General features: G+C 63.6%; 20 protein-coding genes. 5 read left to right on the forward strand and 15 right to left on the reverse strand.

Going from position 1 to position 21,314, the window contains the following annotated elements; genetic code table 11:
• Window positions 1–104 precede the first annotated feature (104 nt).
• Together IB263_RS30410 and IB263_RS30415 are read right to left on the reverse strand one after the other, a co-directional pair.
• Window positions 105–350: a DUF2798 domain-containing protein gene (locus IB263_RS30410; protein ID WP_192439434.1), complete on the reverse strand. Its 246-nt coding sequence runs from the start codon at window positions 348–350 to the stop codon at window positions 105–107.
• A 45-nt stretch (window positions 351–395) separates the two neighbouring features.
• The gene (locus IB263_RS30415) at window positions 396–1,265 is read right to left on the reverse strand and encodes an NmrA family NAD(P)-binding protein (protein ID WP_192439435.1); all 870 of its coding nucleotides are present in this window, start codon (window positions 1,263–1,265) and stop codon (window positions 396–398) included.
• A gap of 112 nt (window positions 1,266–1,377) precedes the next feature.
• Here IB263_RS30415 and IB263_RS30420 point away from each other — a divergent pair, with 112 nt between their 5' ends.
• Window positions 1,378–2,271 (forward strand): LysR family transcriptional regulator, encoded by an 894-nt coding sequence (locus tag IB263_RS30420; protein ID WP_034790120.1) that lies wholly within the window; start codon window positions 1,378–1,380, stop codon window positions 2,269–2,271.
• A 34-nt stretch (window positions 2,272–2,305) separates the two neighbouring features.
• On the opposite strand, the gene IB263_RS30425 is transcribed toward IB263_RS30420, so the two are convergent.
• Window positions 2,306–3,169 carry a DMT family transporter gene (locus tag IB263_RS30425; RefSeq protein WP_060606261.1) on the reverse strand — a complete coding sequence of 288 codons (864 nt, stop codon included), beginning with the start codon at window positions 3,167–3,169 and terminating at the stop codon, window positions 2,306–2,308.
• A gap of 101 nt (window positions 3,170–3,270) precedes the next feature.
• Between IB263_RS30425 and IB263_RS30430 the strand changes: the two genes are divergently transcribed.
• Complete coding sequence (locus IB263_RS30430; protein ID WP_034790116.1) at window positions 3,271–4,686, forward strand: PLP-dependent aminotransferase family protein; 1,416 nt, start codon at window positions 3,271–3,273, stop codon at window positions 4,684–4,686.
• A gap of 338 nt (window positions 4,687–5,024) precedes the next feature.
• Entirely contained in the window at window positions 5,025–6,065 is a 1,041-nt protein-coding gene (locus IB263_RS30435; RefSeq protein ID WP_034790086.1) for a glutamine synthetase beta-grasp domain-containing protein, read from the forward strand.
• Window positions 6,066–6,186: 121 nt separating this feature from the next.
• On the opposite strand, the gene IB263_RS30440 is transcribed toward IB263_RS30435, so the two are convergent.
• The 9 genes from IB263_RS30440 to IB263_RS30480 form a co-directional block, all read right to left on the reverse strand.
• Window positions 6,187–7,086 (reverse strand): ABC transporter ATP-binding protein, encoded by a 900-nt coding sequence (locus IB263_RS30440; protein ID WP_192439449.1) that lies wholly within the window; start codon window positions 7,084–7,086, stop codon window positions 6,187–6,189.
• A 5-nt stretch (window positions 7,087–7,091) separates the two neighbouring features.
• Window positions 7,092–7,895: an ABC transporter ATP-binding protein gene (locus tag IB263_RS30445; RefSeq protein WP_034790084.1), complete on the reverse strand. Its 804-nt coding sequence runs from the start codon at window positions 7,893–7,895 to the stop codon at window positions 7,092–7,094.
• Window positions 7,892–8,782 carry an ABC transporter permease gene (locus tag IB263_RS30450; protein WP_192439436.1) on the reverse strand — a complete coding sequence of 297 codons (891 nt, stop codon included), beginning with the start codon at window positions 8,780–8,782 and terminating at the stop codon, window positions 7,892–7,894. Before IB263_RS30450 ends, IB263_RS30445 begins: the two co-directional genes overlap by 4 nt.
• A gap of 1 nt (window position 8,783) precedes the next feature.
• Window positions 8,784–9,761 (reverse strand): ABC transporter permease, encoded by a 978-nt coding sequence (locus IB263_RS30455; protein ID WP_060529168.1) that lies wholly within the window; start codon window positions 9,759–9,761, stop codon window positions 8,784–8,786.
• 193 nt (window positions 9,762–9,954) lie between these two features.
• Window positions 9,955–11,604, reverse strand: coding sequence for an ABC transporter substrate-binding protein (locus tag IB263_RS30460; protein ID WP_089043674.1), 1,650 nt, complete (start codon window positions 11,602–11,604; stop codon window positions 9,955–9,957).
• A 40-nt stretch (window positions 11,605–11,644) separates the two neighbouring features.
• Window positions 11,645–12,667, reverse strand: coding sequence for a glycoside hydrolase family 3 N-terminal domain-containing protein (locus IB263_RS30465; protein WP_089043675.1), 1,023 nt, complete (start codon window positions 12,665–12,667; stop codon window positions 11,645–11,647).
• 21 nt (window positions 12,668–12,688) lie between these two features.
• Window positions 12,689–13,168 (reverse strand): GNAT family N-acetyltransferase, encoded by a 480-nt coding sequence (locus tag IB263_RS30470; protein ID WP_034790046.1) that lies wholly within the window; start codon window positions 13,166–13,168, stop codon window positions 12,689–12,691.
• A gap of 447 nt (window positions 13,169–13,615) precedes the next feature.
• Entirely contained in the window at window positions 13,616–13,939 is a 324-nt protein-coding gene (locus IB263_RS30475; protein ID WP_060606331.1) for a YbaN family protein, read from the reverse strand.
• 64 nt (window positions 13,940–14,003) lie between these two features.
• The gene (locus IB263_RS30480) at window positions 14,004–14,693 is read right to left on the reverse strand and encodes a DUF2161 domain-containing phosphodiesterase (RefSeq protein ID WP_060585768.1); all 690 of its coding nucleotides are present in this window, start codon (window positions 14,691–14,693) and stop codon (window positions 14,004–14,006) included.
• 272 nt (window positions 14,694–14,965) lie between these two features.
• Here IB263_RS30480 and IB263_RS30485 point away from each other — a divergent pair, with 272 nt between their 5' ends.
• Both IB263_RS30485 and IB263_RS30490 read left to right on the forward strand, forming a co-directional pair.
• Window positions 14,966–16,300, forward strand: coding sequence for a nodulation protein NfeD (locus tag IB263_RS30485; RefSeq protein ID WP_089043676.1), 1,335 nt, complete (start codon window positions 14,966–14,968; stop codon window positions 16,298–16,300).
• 54 nt (window positions 16,301–16,354) lie between these two features.
• The gene (locus tag IB263_RS30490; RefSeq protein WP_034790039.1) at window positions 16,355–17,140 is read left to right on the forward strand and encodes a slipin family protein; all 786 of its coding nucleotides are present in this window, start codon (window positions 16,355–16,357) and stop codon (window positions 17,138–17,140) included.
• On the opposite strand, the gene IB263_RS30495 is transcribed toward IB263_RS30490, so the two are convergent.
• Genes IB263_RS30495 through IB263_RS30505 form a run of 3 tightly spaced genes read right to left on the reverse strand, consistent with a single transcriptional unit; the run spans window position 17,141 to window position 21,291 of the window.
• The gene (locus IB263_RS30495; RefSeq protein ID WP_060585772.1) at window positions 17,141–17,953 is read right to left on the reverse strand and encodes an inositol monophosphatase family protein; all 813 of its coding nucleotides are present in this window, start codon (window positions 17,951–17,953) and stop codon (window positions 17,141–17,143) included. It lies immediately after the preceding gene.
• A gap of 33 nt (window positions 17,954–17,986) precedes the next feature.
• On the reverse strand, window positions 17,987–19,048 hold the full coding sequence (locus tag IB263_RS30500) for an ABC transporter ATP-binding protein (RefSeq protein ID WP_060585829.1): 1,062 nt from the start codon (window positions 19,046–19,048) through the stop codon (window positions 17,987–17,989).
• A gap of 8 nt (window positions 19,049–19,056) precedes the next feature.
• Window positions 19,057–21,291 carry an iron ABC transporter permease gene (locus tag IB263_RS30505; protein WP_192439437.1) on the reverse strand — a complete coding sequence of 745 codons (2,235 nt, stop codon included), beginning with the start codon at window positions 21,289–21,291 and terminating at the stop codon, window positions 19,057–19,059.
• Window positions 21,292–21,314: the final 23 nt, after the last annotated feature.

Raw genomic sequence — 21,314 nt, forward strand, 5'->3', positions numbered from 1 at the left:
CTCAAGCTAGGGCGCGGCCCGATTTCCTGTCAATCGTTTTTAGATATCCTAAAAATATCGGGTGCGCCCGAAAGGTCGGCTCGGGGTGAATAGCGCGAGATCGGTCAGTTGCTGCGCGGCTGTTCGACGGTCGCCGCCACGATGCGGCGCACGAGCGGAAGGACCACGAGCAGGCTCGGAAAGGCGACCAGCCAGGAGAAAGCCCAGGCCTTGATCCATAGTGTGAGAATATCGGGATGGATGCCGTTGGCGATGGCCGTCGAGACGAAGGAGACGATGCCCGACATCAGGACGGAAAGAACAAGCGGCATGACGATGGCCTGGTATCGATGCGGAAGCTTTTTTGACATGAGGTGAACTCCGGGGGTGAAGGGAACAGGTGTGGCCGCCGACCGTTAGGCCTGCGCCAGCTCGCGAATGAAACTCTCGAGATTGCGCGGTTCGCGCTGAAGAGCGGCGCGGAGCGTCAGGCTGTTTCCGCCAAGTCCGACTTCGGCATAGTGGGCGTGAACCTTGGACAGCAGCTCCAGCTGGTGGTCGGTGTATTTCGCGGCGATCGGTTTTGCCCATTCGTGAAAGCCGATGGTTGCCGCAATGATCGGCCGACCGAGCGCGGCGCTCATCATTCGGGCGATTTCCTCGCGGTTGTGCCGGCCCTCGGCGCTAAGTTCCAGCGTCGCATAGGCGAGCCGGTCCTCCGTGAGGGCAATGGCCGCGACTTCAGCGACATCACGGTAGTCGACACGGGCGATGCGCGTCGCTGTCGGAAACGGCTCGGCGAAGCTGCCGGTGGCAAGCACGCTCGCCCAGGCCGACCGCAGGTTCTGCATGAAGTTTGCCGGATGCAAAATGGTGTATTCGAGCGGCGAGGAATAGAGCGCGTCCTCCACCGGAATCTTTGCTGCATGGTTCTTCAGCCGCACATGGGTTGGCTGGATGACCGAGGAGAAAACGAACTTCCGGACGCCGGCGCGAACGGCGGCTTCGACCATCGATACGCCCATCGCCGCCTCGTCCGGCGCAAAGGCCGGGCCGATGTGGAAGACGCCGTCAGCGCCCTCAAGTGCCCGGTCAAGGCTGGTGCGCTCGCGCAGATCGCCGATCGCGATCTCCGATGCACCGAGCGATTTCGCAATCGTGCCCTGCGCTTCGTCGCGGATGAGGGCACGGACCCTGGCGCCGCGCCGCGCCAGTTCGGGAAGGACAAGGCCGGCGAAGCGGCCGGTGGCACCGACGACAAGGATCGTGTTGGAGCGCTGGTTCATGGGGTCTGCCTTTCGAGCCGTCGTGATGTGACGATCTCAAGCTAGTGCTGCACAACAATGCGGACAATCGACGCAAAATGTGATTTATTCTCCAGCAAAACGGGATTATCGAATGAGCCGCATCGAAGATCTGGAGGCCTTTCTGGCCATCGTCGAGCAGGGGAGCCTGACGGCCGCGGCGAAACGCCTGGGCAGACCGCTCCAGACCATCAGCCGGTCGCTCGCCATGCTCGAAGCCGATGTCGGTGTCGAGCTGGTGCATCGCACGACCCGCCGCTCAATGCCGAGCGAGGCGGGCGAGAGCTTTTATCTGCGCATCAAGCCTGCGGTGGAGGAGATACACGACGCGCGCGAGGAGGCCGCACAGCGGCGCTCCGAGCCGTCAGGCGTGCTGCGCCTTGGGGCGCCCAATCTGTTTGCGCCGCGGTTCCTGATACCTGTGATCGCCGAGTACATGGCGAAATATCCGGAAGTCGAGGTCGATCTCGACCTCTCCGATGCCTTCGTCGATCTGGCAGCGAGCGGACTCGATCTGGTCTTGCGGATCGGCGATCTGCAGGATTCTGGCCTGACCGGCAAGCGCCTGGGCGCGCTTCGCCGCGTCGTCTTCGGCTCGCCCGCCTATTTTGCGAGCTTCGGCCGGCCGTCTCATCCGCAGGAACTCGCTGCGCATCGTTGCGTCACGCGCACGGGCGACGAGCGACCCGGCGTCTGGATGTTCAGCATCGACGGGCGGGCTCGCGCCGTCAAGGTGAGCGGCGGGTTTCGCACCAACTCGATGAATGCGATCTATGCGGCGGTGGAGCAGGGCCTCGGCCTTGGCTTTTCGCCGCTCTGGCAGATCAAACATCTGATCGATGCCGACAAGGTCGAAACCGTGCTTGAAGACTTCGAGCCGGCCCCGGTGCCGATCCATGCGCTGTGGTTAGAAGGGCGGACCCCATCTGCAAAGATCCGCCGCTTTCTCGATCTGCTCGGCGCGCGGTTGAAGCTCGACCGCCTCTGAAGGGCTTGGGCTGCGCCGCCCCGTGAAAAGCCGCCTATTTCGCGAATTTCTTGGCGCCGGCAACGCAGAGCACGATCGCGCCGGTCGCGGCCAGCATGCTCCAGCTGACCGGCTCGCCGAGAAGTGTTGCAGCGAGTGCCAGGCCGAAGAAGGGCTGCAGCAACTGCAACTGTCCGACGCCGGCGACGCCGCCGAGCGCAAGGCCGCGATACCAGAAGACAAAGCCGACGAGCATGCTGAAGAGCGAGACATAGGCAAGGCCCGCCCAGGCGCCGTTGGTGACGGCTGCGAAGGAGGCCGGCAGCGTGAAGAGCGTCAGCGCCAGCATGATCGGCAAGGACAGGACCAGCGCCCAGCAGATCACCTGCCAGCCGCCAAGCTTGCGCGAAAGGCTGGCGCCTTCGGCATAGCCGAGGCCGCAGACAATGATGGCGCCGAGCATCAGGAGGTCGCCGACGGGCGATGCGGCAAAGCCCTGCACCAGCGCGAAACCGACGACGGCGGCGCTGCCGAGCGAGGAAAAGAGCCAGAAGGCTGGGCGCGGCCGCTCGCCGGCACGAAGCACGCCGAAGATCGCGGTTGCCAATGGCAGAAGTCCGACGAAGACGATCAGATGCGCCGAGGTGACGTGCTGCAAGGCCAGCGCGGTTAGCAGCGGAAAGCCGAGCACGACGCCGAAGGCGACGATTGCCAGCGAAACGAGATCGGCCTTCGCCGGTCGCGGCTGGCGGAAGATGAGAAGCAACAAGAGGCCGAGCAGGCCGGCGATCGCCGCGCGCGCGACTGTCAGAAACACCGGATCAAAGTCCATCACTGCGACGCGGGTCGCTGGCAATGATCCGCTGAAGATCAGTACCCCGAGAAAACCGCTCATCCAACCGTCTGCCGTCTTGTCCATAGCATTCTCCTTTTTCGTCTGTATCCGTCGAACGGACTGGCTCTGCCAGAGACAATGCGGTACAGTTTTGCAAAACTGTATTGGGTGTATGAGCAGTACGGATGACGGTTCAGGAGTTGGAGCTCGGCAGCGAAACGCTGCTCGAAGGCGTGATGGCGACGATCCGGCAGCGGATCGCCGGACGTGTCCTAACGCCGGGGGCGAAGCTTCCGTCGATCCGCGCCTTCGCCAACACCATGCGCGTTTCGAAATCCACCGTCGTCGAAGCCTATGAACGGCTGGTGGCCGAAGGTGTCATTCGCTCGAAGCCCGGCGCCGGCTTCTTCGTGGCGGCGCCGCTGGCGCCTCTGTCTTTGGCCGAGATCGGTCCGCGGCTCGACCGGGCCGTCGATCCGCTGTGGGTGTCGCGCCAGGCGCTGGAAACGGGCGATAGCGTGCTGAAGCCCGGCTGCGGCTGGCTGCCGCCGAGCTGGATGCCGGAAACTGCAATCCGCCGTGCTCTTAAATCGGCATCCAAGCTGGAGGCGAGCGGGCTGACGGACTACGGAACGCCGCTTGGCCATCGGCCCTTACGCCAGCTTCTGGCGCGGCGTCTCGGCGAGCACGGCGTCGAGGCATCGCCCGACCAGATCATCCTGACGGAATCCGGGACGCAGGCGATCGATCTGCTCTGCCGCTTCCTGATTGAGCCAGGCGATACGGTCGTGGTCGACGACCCCTGCTATTTCAATTTCCATGCTCTGCTGCGCGCCCATCGGGCAGAGGTCGTAAGCGTGCCCTATACGCCTTCGGGCCCCGATCTCGAGAAATTCGCTGAGGTTCTCGCAACCCACCGGCCGCGGCTCTACATCACCAATTCCGGGCTTCACAATCCGACAAGCGCCACGCTCTCGCCGGTCGTCGCCCATCGTCTGCTGAAGCTTGCCGAACAGGCCGGGCTGACGATCGTCGAGGACGATATCTTCGCCGATTTCGAGCATACGCCGGCGCCGCGGCTTGCCGCCTTCGACGGGCTCGAGCGTGTCGTGCAGATCGGCAGCTTCTCCAAGACTCTCTCGGCCTCCATCCGCTGCGGCTTCATCGCCGCGCCGCGGGGGTGGATCGAGGGGCTGGTCGACCTGAAGATCGCCACCACGTTCGGCGGGCCGAGCCTTGCGGCGGAGCTGGTTTTTGCGATGCTCAAGGACGGCAGCTACCGCAAGCACATGGAGGCACTGCGCGAGCGCCTGGCACGGTCGATGAACGAGACGGCGGCGCGGCTCGGCGAGATCGGTATCACGCCATGGATCGAGCCGCAGGCCGGCATGTTTCTCTGGTGCCGTTTGCCCGATGGCATCGACGCGGCCGAGGTGGCGCAGAAATCGCTGCAGCAGGAAATCGTGCTGGCGCCCGGCAACGTCTTCTCTCACGCCGGAACCGCCAACGGCTTCATGCGCTTCAATGTTTCCCAGTGCGAGGACGCGCGGCTGTTCAAGGTCCTGCCCGCGATCATGCGCCAATGCGTCGTCGGGCGCTGAAGTTGACCTGTCCGGTTCATTGCGCCACTGCACGTTTTGCAGGCAATCGCCGGCATCTACTGACGCTGGATCTTTGATCGCAGACTTGCCGCCCTGCTTTGCCGCGGAGTCGGGCAGGTTTTGCCTATTTTTTGTGCGAATCGCTGCTTCCTTGCGCTGTGGTATCGGTTCGGCAGCCCTCACACCTGCCTCTAATGACCCTTTTTCTGGATTCTCGACGCCTAATCCGAGTTGGCACGATTAATGCTTCTTAACGGTCATCGGTCGTCGGGCAGCCAGTCTGGATTGCCCAACCGCTTCGGAACCAAGCCATTCCTGGCGTCATGTGAGAGAACGAAATGACAAAGTTTAAGCTCGAATACATCTGGCTCGACGGTTACAAGCCCACCCCGAACCTGCGCGGCAAGACCCTGATCAAGGAATTCGATGCTTTCCCGACGCTGGAACAGCTGCCCTTCTGGGGCTTCGACGGTTCGTCGACGATGCAGGCCGAAGGCAGCAGCTCGGACTGCGTGCTGAAGCCGGTCGCCGTCTATCCGGATCCGGAGCGCAAGAACGGCGTTCTCGTCCTTTGCGAAGTCATGATGCCGGATGCCAAGACGCCGCATCCGTCCAACACCCGCGCTACGGTTCTGGATGACGACGGCGCCTGGTTCGGTTTCGAGCAGGAATACTTCTTCTATCAGAACGGCCGCCCGCTCGGCTTCCCGGATGCCGGTTACCCCGCGCCGCAGGGCCCCTACTACTGCGGCGTCGGCTTCAGCAACGTTGGTGACGTGGCCCGCAAGATCGTCGAAGAGCATCTCGACATCTGCCTGGCTGCCGGTATCAACCATGAAGGCATCAATGCGGAAGTCGCCAAGGGCCAGTGGGAATTCCAGGTGTTCGGCAAGGGCTCGCGCAAGGCTGCCGACGAAATCTGGCTTGCCCGCTACCTGCTGCAGCGCCTGACCGAAAAGTACGGCATCGACGTCGAATACCACTGCAAGCCGCTCGGCGACACCGACTGGAACGGCTCGGGCATGCACGCCAACTTCTCGACCGCCTACATGCGCGAAGTCGGTGGCAAGGAATACTTCGAAGAGCTGATGGCTGCTTTCGCCGAAGCTCGTGCCGACCACATCGCCGTCTACGGCCCGGACAACCACATGCGCCTGACCGGCAAGCATGAAACCGCTTCGATCCACCAGTTCAGCTACGGTGTTGCTGACCGTGGTGCGTCGATCCGCGTTCCGCACAGCTTCGTCAACAACGACTACAAGGGCTATCTCGAAGATCGCCGCCCGAACTCCAAGGGCGACCCCTACCAGATCGCTTCGCAGATCCTGAAGACGATCTCCACCGTTCCGACCGACGTCGAAAAGCGCGAAGCCGCCTGATTTTTTGGCCCGGCGCACGAGGGCGCCGGGCCAAAAATCGACGGGGTTGCGCTTTTCGCGACCAAACAAAAACGCCCCGCGGTAAGCGAGGCGTTTTTGCTTTAGCCAGTCGGTGGGCGGCTCAGGCCGCGCGCACGAAATGATCGGGCTCGACTTCGCGGATTGTCTCTTGGGTCGCCGCCGAACGCCGGCGCGTTTCATCGGCTTCAGCGGAACTGACTTGCGCGTTCGGATCGTCGAAGCGGATGTCCGGATCCGGCACCGCCGAGAGCAGCAGCTTGGTATAGGGATGGGCCGGGTTGTCGATGACCTTGCCGGTGTTGCCCCATTCGACGATCTGGCCTGCATACATCACCGCGATATCCTCGGCGACGTAGCGGGCCGTCGCGATGTCGTGGGTGATGTAGAGCAGGCCGAGATTCATCTCGCGCTTCATTTCGCTCAAGAGATTGAGCACGCCGAGCCGCACGGAAACGTCGAGCATCGAGGTCGGCTCATCGGCGACGATGACTTCGGGCTTGGCCGCGAGCGCCCGCGCGATGTTGACGCGCTGGCGCTGGCCACCGGAAAGTTCGTGAGGGTATTTCGGCGCGACGATCTCAGGATCGAGCTTCACTTGCCGAAGCAGGGCCTTGATCTCTTCGTCGACCGCCGCACCCCTGATGTCAGCACGGTGCAGCATCAGCGGCCGCTTCAGGTGGTAGGCGATGGTGTGGGCCGGATTGAGCGAAGCGAAGGGATCCTGGAAGATCATCTGCACCGAGCGGCGATAGTCGGCGATTTCCTTGGATCCGGCCGCGTCGACGGACTTGCCCTTATAGAGCAGCCGTCCTTCGCTCGGCTCGTATTCGCGCATGGCGATGCGGGCGCAGGTGGTCTTGCCGCTGCCGGATTCGCCAACGACGGCAAGCGCCCGGCCCGCATGCAATGAGAACGAGATAGCCCTCGCCGCGCGCACGGCGGCGGGGCCATTGCCGAAGGTCTTGCTGACCTTGTCCAGGGTAAGAATGGGTGCGGACATGCCGGTCATCGAAGAACGCCTCCGTGCAGCGAGGGGAAGGAGGCCCAGAGCTTCTTGGTATAGTCGTGCTCCGGTGTCCGGTAGATGGCGTCGGCGGTGCCCTGTTCGACCAGCTTGCCGCCGAGCATGATGCCGATGCGGTCGCAGAACTGCACCATCAGCCCGAGGTCGTGGGTAATGAAGAGCACGGCAAAACCGAGCTTGCGCCGGAGTTCGTTGATCCGCTGCAGGATTTCGCGCTGCACCACCACGTCGAGCGCCGTCGTCGGCTCGTCCATGACGATCAGCCGCGGATCGAGCGCAAGGCAGATGGCGATGACGATGCGCTGGCGCATGCCGCCGGAAAACTGGTGCGGATAATCGCGCATCCGGTCCGGCGAGATATCGACGAGCTTGAGCATCTCGGCGGTGCGATCACGCGCCTGTGCGCGGGTGATGCGCTTGTGCGTCTTCAAGACGTCGTAGAACTGCTGTTCGATGCGCAACACCGGGTTCAGTGAGTTCATTGCGCTCTGGAACACCATCGCCACTTCGCGCCAGCGGAAGTCGGCGAGATCCTTCTGGTCGAGGTCGAGCACGTCGCGGCCGTCGAGCAGGATGGCGCTTTCCTTGCGGATCAGCGCCGGCGGCTTGTGCAGCCGGCTGATGGCAAAGGCGATCGTGCTCTTGCCGCAGCCGGATTCGCCGGCAAGGCCGAAGACCTCACCGGGGGCAACGTCGAAGCTGACATTGTCGACGGCGCGGAAATCGTTGGTCTCGCCAATGTAATCGATGGTCAGGTTCTTGACCGAAAGCAAAGGTGCGGTCACAGGCGGCCCTCCCCGGAGCGGATGAGCGCGGACCAGCGGCCGAGCCGGTTGCCGGTGCGAAGCCGCGGATTGGCGATTTCGTCGACGGCGAAGTTGAGCAGCGACAGGCCGATGCCGAGGAAGGCGAGCGCGAAGCAGGGCGTCAGGATGTCCCACCAGGCGCCGACCGAAAGGGCGGAGGCCTTCTGCGCCGCATAGAGCATCGTGCCCCAGGAAACGACTTTGGGATCGCCGAGGCCCAGGAACTCGAGCGTCGCCTGGGTGATGATCGCGAAGATCACACTGCCGATGAAGTTGATGCCGACGATCGAGATGAGGTTGGGGAAGATTTCGAAGGTCATGATGCGCCAGCGTGGCTCGCCCATCATCTCGGCGGACTTCACATAGTCCTTCTGTTTGACCGACAGCGTCTCTGCGCGGGTGACGCGGGCACCCCAGGCCCAGGACGTGCAGCCGAGAATGAGCGCGATGACCCACGGACTTGCCTGGCCGATGAAGGCGGCGAGCACGAGCAGCAGCGGCAGGTTCGGCACGACCAGCACCATGTTGGTGAAGAAGCTGATGACCTCGTCGATCTTGCCGCCGCGATAGCCGGCGATGATGCCGAGTGCTGTGCCAACAATGGTGATGAGAAGCCCGGCGCCGAAGCCGACGGCGAGCGACGTGCGTGCGCCGTAGATGAGGCGGGCGAAGACGTCCTGGCCGATACGGGTGGTACCGAGCCAGTGCTCGAGCGACGGTGACTGATGCGGCCGTCCGACGCGGGCGCCCGGGTCATAGGAGGTCAGCAAGGGGGCTGCGATCGCGACAGCCAGGATGAAGGCGACGATCAGCGCGCCGACCATGGCCTTGCGGTTGTGGACGAGCGGAAAGGAGGAGGTTTTCATATCACGCCCTCTTCAGTCGCGGGTCGAGCAGCACGTAGCTGACGTCGACGATGAAATTGGCAATGAGCATGGTGGCGGTCATGATCAAGAGCTGTCCCTGGATGACGGGGTAATCGCGGGCGAGGATCGCCTGGTAGAGAATGTTGCCGAGGCCCGGATAGTTGAACACCACCTCGGTCACCAGCGAGCCGCCGAGCACCGTGCCGATGGCGATGGCAAGGCTCGAGACGGTCGGCAACAGGGCGTTGCGCGCCGCATACCAGATCATCACGCGGGTGTCGGAGAGCCCCTTCGCGCGGGCCATGACGATGTAGTCTTCGCCGAGCAGGTTGATCATGTTGTTGCGCATGGTCACGGCGAAGCCGCCGGTCAGAACCGCGCAAAGCGTCAGCATCGGCAGGATGCCATGGTAGAGGATGCTGCCGATATATTCGAACGTGAAGGCGGGATCGAGCGCCGGATCGGCGGCATAGCCGGTCGGGAACCAGCCAAGCGTGAAGCCGAAGGTGAAGACGACGATCAGCGAGGTGACGACGGCGGGAACCGAGGTCGCGAAGATCGCGCCGACGGAAACGATGACGTCGAACAGGCTGCCACGGCGCCAGGCCGCGAGAATGCCGAGGAAGGTGCCGAGCGCGAAACTGACGATGGTGGCAGTTCCCATCAGACCGACGGTCCAGACGAGTGCGTTGCCGAGCACGGTGGTCACCGGCAGCGGGAAATACTTGATGGAACGGCCGAGGTCGCCGCTGAAGATGCTGCCGAGATAGGTGAGGTACTGCTGCCAAAGGGGGCCATCGACGAAGCCGAAGGTGAGTTTCAGGGCCTGCAGGCTTTCGGGCGGCAGTTCAGCGCCGGCGCTCGAAAACATGATCTGCACCGGGTCACCGGGCATCAGCCGCGGCAGGAAAAAGTTGATCGTCGCCGCCGCGACGAAGGCCGCCAGATAGAAGCAGAGGCGGCGTAGCAGAAAAGCCATAGGGAACTCCATCGACTGCGGCTGCCGCAAGCGCGCGTCAGGCGGCAGGGCTGTCTTCTTGTCGAACCGCCCGTGGAGACTGACCCCAAGGACGATTGCGTGGCGGGCGAAAAGCGCCCGCCACCGTTGCCGATCGAGATGCGGCGCCCTCCCGGGTCGTCGTCCGAAAGGGCGCCGCGCCTTCGATCAGGGATTACTTCACCGGTTCAAGCGCCAGAAGGTGCAGAAGACGCGCCGGGTTGTTGCGGGTGATCGACGGGTTGACGAAGGGGTTTTCCGCCGTCGCCCAGCCCTTGAAGCGCTTTGTGTTGTACTGGTACCAGTTCGGGTTGTTGAACACCGGGATCATCGGCATGTTTTCGGCGACGATGCGCTGTGCCTTGTTCATCGCTTCCTTCTGCTTGGCCGGGTCCGCGGTCTGGGTGAACTCGGTCAGAAGCGCTTCGACATCCGGATTGAACCAGCGTTGCGAGGTAAAGCGGGTCTTGCCCTTGTCCGACGCGCTGAAGGCGCGCTTGTAGGGGTAGTAGGGCGAGGCCGATGCCGGCAGGCTGTTGATCGCCGCATCGAAGGTGCCGTTGATGAGGTTGCCGGTCCAGACCGCTTCCTCGGGCGTCTCGATCTTGGCGTCGAGGCCGACGGCCTGCAGGCCCTCGACGGCGATCGTCACCGTGTCGATCCAGTCGGTCCAGGAGCTCGGAACGATGATCGAGAACGAGATCTTGCTGCCATCCGGGTTGTCGCGGAAGCCGTCGCCGTCCTTGTCGGCGTAGCCGGCCTCGTCGAGCAGCGCCTTGGCGGCATCCGCATCGTACTTGCCGTACTTGCCGAAATCGGCCGCGACTGACGGATCGGCCCAGCTCTTGTAGAGCTCGCCCATTCCTGCCGGGTCTTCGTTGAGCGTCGGGTAGCCGTAGCCGGCGACGTCGACCATGGTGCCGCGGTCGAGCGCCATCGAGGCGGCACGGCGGAACTTCACGTCGTTGAAGGCCTTGCGGTTGTTCTCGCTCGCCGTTTCCTGGTTGAACAGGAAGGCGACCATGCTGCTTGGCGAATACCAGAAGTGGAAGTGTTCCGGATCCTTGGCGACATAGACGTTCTCGATATCCGGGATGAAGGAGACGCCCCAGTCGAGCGTGCCCGACGCGGTCGCCGTCAGGATCTGGTTGTTGTCGGCAAGCTGCGGGAAGCGCACGCAGTCGACCTTGAGCGTTGCTGCGTCCCAGTAGTGCGGGTTGCGGCACTGGTCGTAGGTCTGGCCGGTGAAGCGCGGGATTTCGGTCAGCGGACCGCTGCCGACGGGCGCCTCGTTGGCGAAGGTGACCGGCTCGGCAATGTCCTTCCAGACGTGCTCGGGCACGATCGGCAGCTGCGCCAGCTGTTCGGCTGCAAGCGAGCTCGGATTGGCGAGCGTGAAGCGCACGGTCTCAGCGTCCACGGCCTCGACACCGGTGATGAAGGTCCAGATGCTGACGAAGTCGAGCGCCGGGAACTTCTTCAGGTAGTCGTAGGTGAACTTGACGTCGGTCGCCGTCAGCGGCTTGCCGTCGGACCACTTGAGGTTCGGACGAAGCTTGAACTCGATCGACTTCAGGTCGTCCGAGAGCTTGAAGCTTTCGGCCAGCCGGAAGACCGGCTTGTTGCCGTCGAAGCGGTTGAAGACGACCAGCGGCTCGTAGATGAAGTCGAGCGTGCTCTGGCGCGCCGAGGTCTGGTTGAACGGGTTGAAGTTGCGAACCCAGGTGGTCGCCGGCTCGATATTGGCCGTCAGCACGGTCTGTGCCGCCGCCGGGCCGGCGATGAGGGCGAGCGCGGTGGCTGCGCCGAGAAGCGATTTTTTCACGGTAGTTCCCCTTTTAGATCGCTAGGATTTCTTGTTTCGGTCAGGCAACGAGGGCGCTGTTGAACATGTCCTCGACTTCCGCATGCACGGCGCGCACGTCGACCTTGAGCGTGCCGAGCCGGGCGTTGGCGGCGTCGATGCGTTTTTGCGCGGCGGCGGTCAGCGGGCTTGCCGCCTTGGCTGCCGCTTCGCTTTCGGCGAGATCACCATGGCTGTGGAGCGCGATGTCGAAGCCGGCATCGAGCACCTGGCGAACACGCTCCGGCAGGGTGCCGCGCAGCGATTCCATGAAGATGCAGTCGGAGATGAGTACGCCGTCATAGCCCATGTTGTTGCGGATGACGTCGTGCATGATCGGCGAGATGGACGCCGGCAGTTCCTTGTCGAAGGCCGAGTAAACGACGTGGGCGACCATGGCCCAGGGCGTGTCGCGCAGGGCGACGAAGGGCTTGAAATCGGTGGACGTCAGCAATTCACGCGAGGCGTCGACGACCGGGCGCTCCTTGTGCGAATCGAGCGTCGCGCGGCCATGGCCGGGAATGTGCTTCATGATCGGCATGTTGCCGGTCTCGAGCAGGCCGTCGACCACTTCGCGGCCGAGTGCGGCGATGAAGTCCGGGTCGGCGCCGAAGGCGCGGGCGCCAATGACGGAGCTCGTCGTCGAGAAGACGAGGTCGAGCACCGGCGAGCAGCCGCTCGTCAGGCCAAGATCGGTCATCATCGTGCCCATGGCCTGGCTTGACAGGCGCAGGGCCTTCTTGCCGAGGGCAAAGTCACGGCGGGCGAGTTCGGCGAATTCGCCAAAGGAGCGGAACAGCGGCCAGGGGCCGGCGTCGAGATGCTGAACGCGTCCGCCTTCCTGGTCGGTGAAGACGGGAGCGTCTTCGCGGCCGACGGCTTCGCGGAAGCGTTCGATCAGAGCCTTTGCCTGCTGCGGATCACGCAGGTTACGGCGGCCAACGAAGAGACCGAGCGGGTTGGTTTCGCGAAACAGGGCGAACTCGTCGTCCGAAAGCGTAGGGTTCGGAAGACCGACAAAAAGGGCTAGGGGTGTCGAGGACATTCAGAGGCTCCGAGATTGGAATTATTTGGAGGGGCGGCGCAGCATGCCCTGGTAGATCCCCTTGTCGGGGGCGGGGATCGGCACGGCGCCTACGGTCTTTGCGTAGAAATCGACCGGGCCGGCGTCGCCGATGAAGGCATAGGCGTGGCCAAGCGTCTTCATGGTGTCGAGGCAGTCGGAAAGCAGGGCGACGCCGATGCCCTTGCCGCGGGCGACGGGATCGACGCCAGTCGGGCCGAAGAAGCCGGGAGCGGTCGTGTCGTAGCAGGCGAAGCCGACGAGCTTGCCGTCGTCAACCGCGATAAGACAGGCGACGGGCCTGCGCGTGAAGGCGACAGTCACCTCGCTCGCCCAGTTCTCGCTGAAATTCTCCCGAACCCAGCCGACGACCAGGCCCATTTCCGGCGGCAAGGCGGGACGGATCGTCACCTTGTCGGTTTTTGTTCTGCGCTTGAGTTCACCGAGGATCGGCGAATACAAGCTCACCAGCATGTCAGGCATATGCTCCTCCACATATTCCTTTATTAAGGAATTGCTGCCTTTGTAATGCAATAGATGGAGCCAACCGGACCGGCTTGTCAATCGCCAATCGTCAGTTTTGGGGGTCTATCTGCGTTCAGCAGGTGCCTATGTGAGCCGATGAAACGTTTCCACGGCCGTTCGCGATGCATAAATTCACGCGATCGTGCATTGCGTGGATGCGGAACAACGGTCGAGCAAGAGAGCGAGCCGCTGCGCGGCCGCGGAAATTGCACATTTGTACAACTTTGTTCTTGAGTTGTTCGAAGTATATTTTGATTTACAAAAACACTAAGTATGGATGTATACGCTTATAGCGTGTGCGCCCGGAGAATATTTCGACCTTTTCGCGCGCAATCAAGTATTTCTTGAGAGGAAAAGTATCGTTTCCCGTTTGCACCGCTCTGGTTCGTTGGCCGTGCCGACCGGCTACTCCGCTGGACGCGTCAGGATGAAAAGCGCGGGAAGCGCCATTGCGGCTGCGACGATAGCGGCGAGCGAGAGGCTCGGATTGCCGAAGAAAAGGAAGAGGCCGAAGCTGGCGGCCATCAGGCTGACCGCACCGGTCTTGGCCCGCCGGGATATCGCCCCCTTTTCGCGCCACAGCCGAAGCGGGGCCCCGAAGACCCGGTGGTTGAGCAGCCATTGCTCCAGCCGGGGCGAGGCGCGGGCAAAGAGCCCGGCTGCCAGCAACAGGAACGGCGTCGTCGGCAGGATCGGAAGAAAGGCGCCGATGACGCCGAAACCGACCATCAGCCATGCGAGGCAAAGATAGAGAAGGCGAAGCGCGGGGTTCACCGGAGGGCTCCAGGCTGTGTCATGCTTCGGATGCCTCGGCGATCACGACCGTTGCGGTCTCGAGCGGAGGCCAGCGGCGAAGTGCTTCGGCGCCCTGTTCCGACAGCGCGTAGATGCCGCGGTCGACCCGGTCGAACCAGCCATAGACGTTGCTGAGCAGGATTTTGGCGGCATCCGGTGCTACCGGGCGCAGATCGCGCGGGCGCTGCTGGCCGGCTTGCAGGGCGGCAGCGCAGGCGAGCGCCTGCTGCCGATACGCGGTCATGATCGGTGTGCGCGTGGCGCCACCCGCGGTCGGATCGCCCTTGCGGCGGCGATGCTCGCTGATCAGGCGCGCTCTTTTCCTGTTGTTCTTGCGCGGCATCACCGCGGAAGCCGCGAGAATAACATCGACCATGCCGTTGTCGGCGACCGCCAGCATCCCGAAGCCGAGCCGGCGGCAGAGATCGCGGAAACGCCGGTCACTCTCCCGCCCCTTGCCCTTGGCCGAAACACGGGCGGCGACCCACACCTCGTCGCCCGCGGTGGCGCGATCGACCGCTTGGAGGATCAGTTCGAGATTGAAGCTCAGCTTCAGTTCGCACACGACCACCAGCGGCGGTTCGTCGTCGCTGAGCGCGACGATATCGCAGCCGCCGATCTCGCCCTTGACGCTATAGCCGCGGGTTTCGAGGAAGCTCTTGATCGGCTGGTAGAGGGTCGTCTCCAAACCCAAAATCCTGTTCTGCTGAAACTGGAAGGCGCCAAAGGCGGCCTCGAATTGGCGGCGAAGCGTTGCCGCTCAAATGAACATCTAGCAGATACCGCCGATCGCCGCCGTTGTCATCCCGTCGCAGCCGAGAGGCCGCCGGCGTCCCGTGCTCTGACGCGCGAGTGCGCGGGCGCAGTAGAGGCCTTCGCTTCGTGCTAACCTTGTGTTGTGCTATCATGCGGCGAGTGGCCCTCTTCGCAGGTGTCGAGCATGCGAGGTTCTGACGACGGATGTTGCGAACCCTCACGCTGTTGTTTTTGTTGATCTTGTCCTTCGCGTTTCCAGCTTCGTCGCGGGCCGAAAACGATCGGGTCGCCTTGGTGCTGCATGTCAACGGCGCCATCGGTCCGGCGACCGCCGAATATGTCAGGCGTGGCCTGACGAAGGCGCAAGAGCGCCGCCTGCCGCTGGTGGTCCTGCAGGTGGATACGCCCGGCGGCCTCGACACCTCGATGCGCGAGATTATCCGAGCGATCCTTGGCTCGCCCATACCCGTCGCAACCTACGTTGCGCCGAGCGGCGCGCGGGCGGCGAGCGCCGGCACTTACATCCTTTATGCCAGCCACATTGCGGCGATGGCGCCGGGAACGAACCTCGGCGCCGCGACGCCGATTGCGATCGGTGGCGACATGTTCGGTGAGGGTAAGGACGGCGACAAACAGCCGGCGGCGCAGAGCCCTGCCGAGGCAAAAATGGTCAACGATGCCGTGGCCTATATCCGCGGGCTGGCGGAGTTGCGCGGGCGCAATGCCGACTGGGCCGAAAAGGCGGTGCGCGAGGCTGCAAGCCTCTCGGCCGAGGCGGCCGTCCGGGAAAAGGCCGTCGATTTCACCGCGACCGACGTTACCGATCTCCTGAAGCAGGCGAACGGGCGGACGGTGCGCGTGGGGCAGCGAGAGATCGTGCTCGATACCGCAGGTCTTACGACCGAGGACTTCGTGCCCGACTGGCGCACCCGGCTGCTTTCAGTGGTCACTGATCCCAATATCGCGGTCATCCTGATGATGATCGGCATCTACGGCTTGATCTTCGAGTTCCTGTCGCCGGGGTCGGTGGCGCCGGGAACGATCGGCGGCATCTGCCTGTTGCTCGGGCTCTATGCGCTTTCGGTGCTGCCCGTCAGTTATGCCGGCATAGGGCTGATCATGCTCGGGATCGGATTGATGGTCGCCGAGGCGCATTCGCCATCCTTCGGCGTGCTCGGCGCCGGCGGCAGTTTTGCACTGGTTCTGGGCGCGGCCATTCTCTTCGATACGGATACGCCGGGTTTTGGGGTTTCCTGGTCCGTGCTGGCGGCGCTTGCGGTTGCAAGCCTCGGTTTTAGCCTTCTGGTCGCTCGGCTCGCCTTCAGTTCGCGGCGCCATGCGGTGGTGACCGGCAGCGAACAGATGATCGGCCTTGCCGGCACGGTCGAAAATTGGACCGGCGCGGCCGGTTACGTCATCGCCCATGGCGAGCGCTGGCAGGCCGTCAGCACGGAGACGCTGTCGAGGGGCGAGAACGTGAAGGTCATCGGGCGGAACGGACTGACGCTCGAAGTGATCCGCGACGGACCAAAGACATAGCGCCCGCGGATCGGGTGAGGGCGCGGTGAAGGCGCCCGGAATGGAGGAATGGTCATGGACATGTTCGGGAGCCTTGCTCCTTTTGCTGCGTTGCTGGTGCTCGTCATTCTCGTCATCGCCTATTCGATCAGGATCCTGCGTGAATATGAACGGGGCGTGATCTTCACCCTCGGCCGGTTCACCGGCGTCAAGGGGCCGGGGCTGATCCTGCTTGTGCCCTATGTGCAGCAGATGGTGCGGGTCGATCTCAGAACCCGGGTGCTGGACGTGCCGAGCCAGGACGTCATCTCTCATGACAACGTGTCCGTCCGGGTCAGCGCCGTGATCTATTTCCGGGTGATCGACGCCGAGAAATCGACGATCCAGGTCGAGGACTTCATGATGGCGACGAGCCAGCTGGCGCAGACGACCCTGCGCTCCGTGCTCGGCAAACATGATCTCGACGAGATGCTGGCCGAGCGCGATCGGCTGAACGACGATATCCAGAAGATCCTCGACAGCCAGACGGATGCCTGGGGCATCAAGGTGGCGACCGTCGAGATCAAGCATGTCGACATCAACGAGAGCATGGTTCGGGCGATTGCCCGTCAGGCGGAGGCCGAACGCGAGCGGCGCGCCAAGGTGATCAATGCCGAGGGTGAGCAGCAGGCCGCGGCCAAGCTGCTCGAGGCCGCCGAGATCCTCGCCCGGCAGCCTCAGGCCATGCAGTTGCGCTATCTGAGCACCTTGAACGTCATTGCCGGCGAGAAGAACTCGACCGTGATCTTCCCATTCCCGATGGAACTCGGTGGTCTGCTGGGGTTCAAGCCCGACAAACCCACCGGCTCGACGCAAGAGTGATCAAGCTGCTGCCCGGTCAAGCTGGGCGACCTTCAGCAGGTCATCGACGGCGCTCGGGGCTGCGGCCAACACCGGTGCCCAATGCGTCAGCGCCTCGCCCCGCGCGGGGAAAGGCAGCGTCCAGCCGCCGGCTTCGGTCACCAGGCAATAGCCGCCAAGGCAGTCCCAGGCATGCATGTAGGGTTCGTAATAACCGACGAGGCGACCTGCCGCCACATAGGCGATCATCAGTGCGCCGGAACCGTTGCGCATGAAGTTGCCGCCATTCGAGAGCAGGCGCTCGACGATGGCACCCATCTCGCCAGGTTTCACCTGATCGTTGGCGCCAAGCCCGGTGACGGCGTTGCGGATCGTGCGCGTGCCGTCGAGACGAAGCGGCTTGCCGTTCAGCGTCGCGCCCCGGCCGGTTGCAGCGGCATAGATTTCCTGGTGGCAGGGCGAGTGGATCACGCCGATAACGGGTTTCTCCGCATAGACCACCGCAATCGAGACGCACCAGTTTGGCATGCCGTTGACGAAGGGCGTGGTGCCGTCGATCGGATCGAGCACCCAGGTGAAGCCGGATGTGCCGTCGAGAAGTCCATGCTCCTCTCCGAGCACGCCATCGTCCGGAAACGCGGCGGCGATCTTGTCGCGGATCAACGTCTCGACGTTGCGGTCGGCGATCGAGACGACGTCGTGGGCGTCACGCTTGGTTTCGATGACGAGTGTTTCCCGCTTCAGGAAGTAATCGTAGGCGAGCCGGCCGGCCTCCTCGGCCATGGATTTGGCAAGCGCGAACCGGGCATCGAGGCCGGCAATTTCAGCAGTCATGCAAGTGTCCTTCTCGTATCCAGTTGTGAAAAGTCATGCGTCAATCAAAGCGAGGCCGCGGCTGCGGAAACCGATCGCGACCTCCGTTGCCGGAGATAGCATTTCCTCCACCGCCTGATCGACAACAAAGAGGAGACCCGCCGGCGTTTCGACCTCGTATTCGACGTGGCCGCCGAGATAGGCGGCGCTGCTGATCGTGCCTGAAAGGGCGGCACCCTTGGCCGGCGTCAGCGTCACCGCGTTGGGCCTTACGGCGAGTTTCGACGGACCCGTCCGGGCGCCCTTGGAGGGCAGGCGGTGCTCAAATCCGCCGATGCGGATCGTCGCCAGGCCGGCGTCGGTCGCGGTCACCTCGCAGGGCAGCACATTGGCCTCGCCCATGAAGTCGGCGATGAAGGTGGAGGCCGGCGCTTCATAGAGATCGCGCGGCGCACCTTGCTGCGCGATCGCGCCATCTTTCATGACGATGATGCGATCGGAAACGGCAAGCGCCTCGTCCTGGTCGTGGGTGACGTAGACGGCGGTGAACCCGAGGCGCTGCTGCAACTCGCGGATCTCTGTGCGCACCCTGCGGCGCAGTCGCGCGTCGAGGTTGGACAGCGGTTCGTCGAGCAGCAACACCTGCGGTTCGAGCACGAGCGCGCGGGCAACGGCGACGCGTTGCTGCTGGCCGCCCGAAAGTTCGGCCGGAAGCCGCTGGCCGAGGCCGCCGAGGCCGACGAGCTGCAGGCCTTCTTCGGCGCGCTCACGCGCTTCCTTCTTCTTGATCCCCGAGGATTCGAGGCCGTAGGCGACATTGTCGAGCGCCGACATGTGCGGGAAGAGCGCATAGGACTGGAAGACCATCGACACGTCGCGCTCGTTGGCCGGCAGCATGGTCACGTCCTTGCCGCCGATCAGGATCCGGCCGGCGGAAGGGTGTTCGAGGCCGGCCAGCATACGCAGCGTCGTCGTCTTGCCGCAGCCGGAAGGGCCGAGCAGGGTCACCAGCGTGCCCGGCTCGATGGTGAGCGACAGGTCGTGGATGGCGGTGAAGCTGCCGAACTGCTTGCGCACGTTCTGGAAGACGACCGAGCCGGTGCGCGGGGTGCTCATGGAGGTGCTCATGCGGTTTTCTCCTGGGAGATGGTGTTGGACGAACGGACCGGAGCGGCGCCGAGGACGCGGTTCTCGCGCCTCAGCTTGCGTTCGCCGACGAGGAGTTGCAGGCCGGTGATGACGGTGATCATCACCAGGATGAGGGCCGAGGAGTAGGCGATCGCCACGCCGAACTCGCCGTTTTCGACAAGGCCGACGATGTAGGCGGTGGCCATGTTGTACTCGGCGCTGACGAGGAAGACGACGGCGCTGATCGAGGTGATCGCCCGGACGAAGGAGTAGACGAGTGCCGCGACGATCGCCGGACGCAGCAAGGGCAGGATGACCTTGCGCAACGTGCGGAAGCTCGTTGCCCGAAGCGTCAGCGACGCCTCGTCGAGGCTCTTGTCGAGCTGGCTCATCGCCGCAATGCCGCCGCGCACGCCGACCGGCATGTTGCGGAAGACGAAGCAGGCGACGAGGATCAGCGCCGTGCCGGTCATTTCGAGCGGCGGCAGGTTGAAGGCGATGATGTAGCTGATGCCGATGACGGTGCCGGGGATAGCAAAGCTCAGCATCAGCGCGAACTCGAAGACATCACGGCCGGCGAAACGCTGGCGCACGATCAGATAGGCCGTCAGCAACCCGACCATAGCCGTCAGTGGTGCTGCGATCAGCGAGATCTCCATGGTCGTCCAGAAGGAGTTCCAGGCAACACCTGTCCAGGCGATTGCGCCGTCGGCAAACGAGATCGAGAAGGCCTTGGCGTAGTGGTCGAGCGTCAGCGAATTGTCGAGACCCCAGGTCTTCACGAAGCCGCCGAAGAGGATCATGCTGTAAACGACGACGGTGAAGATCATCCAGGGAATGACGATGGCGTGAACGCCGATCGAGATCGAGCGTGGCAGTGCACTGTGGGCACCGGAATCGCCCTTGCCGGTCACGGTCGAATAGTTCTTGCCGGCGAGCCAGTAGCGTTGCGCCACGAAGGCCGTGAGCGTGAAGCAGAGAAGGATGATGGCGAGCACGGCCGCACGGGACGGATCGTTCTGCGCGCCGACGACGGCGAAGAAGATTTCGGTCGAGAGCACGCCATGGCTGCCGCCGAGCACCAGCGGATTGCCGAAGTCGGCCATGCTTTCGATGAAGCCGATGAGGAAGGCGTTCGCCAGGCCCGGCTTCATCAGCGGCAGAGAGACGGTCCAGAAGGTGCGCCAGCGATCGGCGCGCAACGTCTGCGACGCCTCTTCCATCGAAGGGCTGACCCCTTCGACGACGCCGATCAGCACGAGGAACGAAATCGGGGTGAAGGAGAGGACCTGCGCGATCCAGATGCCGGTGAGGCCATAGAGCCAGCGCCCCGGTTCGACGCCGAAGGCATCCGAGAGAAATTCGGTAACGACCCCGGCGCGGCCGAAGAGCAGCGTCAACGCCAGACCGATGACGAAGGGCGGCGTGATGATCGGCAACACCGTCAAGAGCCGCATGCCCTTCTTGAAGGGGAAGCGGGTGCGGGTGGCGACAAGCGCGAAGGCAAGGCCAAGCAGCGTCGAGCCGGACGCCGTCATCAGCGCCAGCCATAGGGTGCGCCAGGCGACGCCGCAGCGGCCTTCGCCGACGGCACAGCTCAGGCTCCAGATCGAGGCGTCCTGGATATTGCGGATGAAACCATCCGGTTTGAACGAGCCGTCGAAATCCTGAACCGACGCCGCGAACATGCTGCCGACCGGATAGAAGACGAAGACGATGACGAGGGTCACGAGCAGGGAAATCGCCGCGACGATGAAGGCGTCGCCCTTGAGCACGCCGCGCTCGGCCAGCCCGAAGGCGAACAGAAGAACGAAGGTGAGTGCCATAAGCACGGCGCCGGCGCCCATCGACGGCTGACCGTCGGAAAGCGCGCCGAACAGGGTCTCGCTGATCGTCCAGGTCCAGCCGGAAAAGCCGATCGCCAGCCCCTGGAGAGCGAGATAGAGAACGCCCGCTGCGCCGGCGACGGCAAGCAGAAGCCCTCGACGCGCGGGATCGCGGACGAACCGCGCTGCGACGCAGATGCCGAGCAGCGCCAGTGCCACGATCAGCCACGGCTTACCATGGGCGAAAATCTGCATCAGGCCGGGGGCAACGGCCGGATCCCCGGGGAAATCGGCAAGCCAGCCGAGCCCGAAGAAGCCGCCTTCGATGCGATACCAGGGGACAGCCAAGAATGCGGCCAGTCCGAGCCCGAGCGTGAGGTCGAGCCTGCGGTTGCGATGTTCCATGACGGTCCTCGCGCAATTTGGAA

It is taken from the genome of Ensifer sp. ENS03, from assembly GCF_014852035.1.
GTDB lineage: Bacteria > Pseudomonadota > Alphaproteobacteria > Rhizobiales > Rhizobiaceae > Ensifer > Ensifer adhaerens.

What these genes read in the sequence shown, in the direction of transcription:
- IB263_RS30410 (WP_192439434.1), bottom strand. Translation starts at nt 350, where the DNA reads ATGTCAAAAAAGCTTCCGCATCGATACCAGGCCATCGTCATGCCGCTT.
- IB263_RS30420 (WP_034790120.1), top strand. Translation starts at nt 1,378, where the DNA reads ATGAGCCGCATCGAAGATCTGGAGGCCTTTCTGGCCATCGTCGAGCAG.
- IB263_RS30450 (WP_192439436.1), bottom strand. Translation starts at nt 8,782, where the DNA reads ATGAAAACCTCCTCCTTTCCGCTCGTCCACAACCGCAAGGCCATGGTC.
- IB263_RS30490 (WP_034790039.1), top strand. Translation starts at nt 16,355, where the DNA reads ATGGACATGTTCGGGAGCCTTGCTCCTTTTGCTGCGTTGCTGGTGCTC.
- IB263_RS30430 (WP_034790116.1), top strand. Translation starts at nt 3,271, where the DNA reads ATGACGGTTCAGGAGTTGGAGCTCGGCAGCGAAACGCTGCTCGAAGGC.
- IB263_RS30455 (WP_060529168.1), bottom strand. Translation starts at nt 9,761, where the DNA reads ATGGCTTTTCTGCTACGCCGCCTCTGCTTCTATCTGGCGGCCTTCGTC.
- IB263_RS30435 (WP_034790086.1), top strand. Translation starts at nt 5,025, where the DNA reads ATGACAAAGTTTAAGCTCGAATACATCTGGCTCGACGGTTACAAGCCC.
- IB263_RS30475 (WP_060606331.1), bottom strand. Translation starts at nt 13,939, where the DNA reads ATGGTCGGTTTCGGCGTCATCGGCGCCTTTCTTCCGATCCTGCCGACG.
- IB263_RS30505 (WP_192439437.1), bottom strand. Translation starts at nt 21,291, where the DNA reads ATGGAACATCGCAACCGCAGGCTCGACCTCACGCTCGGGCTCGGACTG.
- IB263_RS30500 (WP_060585829.1), bottom strand. Translation starts at nt 19,048, where the DNA reads ATGAGCACCCCGCGCACCGGCTCGGTCGTCTTCCAGAACGTGCGCAAG.
- IB263_RS30470 (WP_034790046.1), bottom strand. Translation starts at nt 13,168, where the DNA reads ATGCCTGACATGCTGGTGAGCTTGTATTCGCCGATCCTCGGTGAACTC.
- IB263_RS30440 (WP_192439449.1), bottom strand. Translation starts at nt 7,086, where the DNA reads ATGTCCGCACCCATTCTTACCCTGGACAAGGTCAGCAAGACCTTCGGC.
- IB263_RS30425 (WP_060606261.1), bottom strand. Translation starts at nt 3,169, where the DNA reads ATGGACAAGACGGCAGACGGTTGGATGAGCGGTTTTCTCGGGGTACTG.
- IB263_RS30485 (WP_089043676.1), top strand. Translation starts at nt 14,966, where the DNA reads ATGTTGCGAACCCTCACGCTGTTGTTTTTGTTGATCTTGTCCTTCGCG.
- IB263_RS30465 (WP_089043675.1), bottom strand. Translation starts at nt 12,667, where the DNA reads ATGTCCTCGACACCCCTAGCCCTTTTTGTCGGTCTTCCGAACCCTACG.
- IB263_RS30495 (WP_060585772.1), bottom strand. Translation starts at nt 17,953, where the DNA reads ATGACTGCTGAAATTGCCGGCCTCGATGCCCGGTTCGCGCTTGCCAAA.
- IB263_RS30415 (WP_192439435.1), bottom strand. Translation starts at nt 1,265, where the DNA reads ATGAACCAGCGCTCCAACACGATCCTTGTCGTCGGTGCCACCGGCCGC.